The organism is Oleiphilus sp. HI0128 (genome assembly GCF_001635365.1).
Genome location: NZ_LWGG01001616.1, coordinates 1 through 920, shown reverse-complemented (window position 1 = coordinate 920; position 920 = coordinate 1). Strand labels below are relative to the sequence as shown.

The following is a 920-nucleotide window of genomic DNA, read 5'->3' as shown; positions in this document are numbered from 1 at the left end:
GGATGTCTATAAAACCAAAGAAAGTACACCGGAAGGCGAACATGAATGGTGGGAATGGCGACCACAGCTCGCCAACCCTAGCGTCGGCCAAAAGTAATCAGTAATATTTACTTGAGGCCATCTAAAAGCGCCGAAAGAGTTTGATTGCCCTTTTTCTGCACAAGCTCTTTATCTTTTTGCTCGCCACCTTCCCACTGCAAGTCATCTTCGGGAATTTCATCTAAAAAGCGACTAGGAATGGTTTCTATTTTCTCGCCATATTGTTTTCGTGCTGCAGCATAAGTCAATGCTAAAGTCCGCTGGGCTCTTGTGATGCCCACATACATCAGGCGGCGCTCTTCTTCGATGTTATCTTCTTCAATGCTGTTTCTATGCGGCAATAATTCTTCTTCAAGCCCCATGATAAAAACATGTGGAAATTCAAGACCTTTCGAGGCATGAAGCGTAAGCATGTGCACCTTATCGCTATCATCCTCTTCTTCTTGTTGCTCCAGCATATCTCGAAGGATCAATTTGGAAACCGCTTCTTCTATACCAATTTCATCCGCTGTGCCTTTATCGGCGTCGATCATATTTTTTAACGAATCAACCAAGTACCAGATATTCTCCATACGTTTCTCAGCCGCTTTTGGCGTATTAGAGTTTTGGTACAGCCATTGATCATACTCAATATCGGTAAACAACTGCTTGATCACAGGTATCGGATCTTCCTGATAACAACGTTCCGTTGTTTTTCGTAACCAATCGCTAAAGCGCCTGACCCGATCCAGCGCCTTACCACTCAACACTTGTTCCAAACCAATTTCACCGACAGCCTGATTCAAACTAATATGTCGCTCAGTCGAATAATTTCCGAGTTTCTCCAAGGTTGAGGGGCCGATCTCTCTGCGTGGTACGTTGACTACCCGAAGAAATGCTGC

Annotated in this window: 1 protein-coding gene; it reads right to left on the bottom strand. The window is 44.6% G+C overall.

Features of this window, described 5'->3' with window-relative positions; translation table 11 throughout:
* Nucleotides 1–107 precede the first annotated feature (107 nt).
* Nucleotides 108–920: 3'-5' exonuclease (locus tag A3763_RS26370; RefSeq protein ID WP_197483161.1), on the bottom strand; the 813-nt coding region annotated here is incomplete at its 5' end.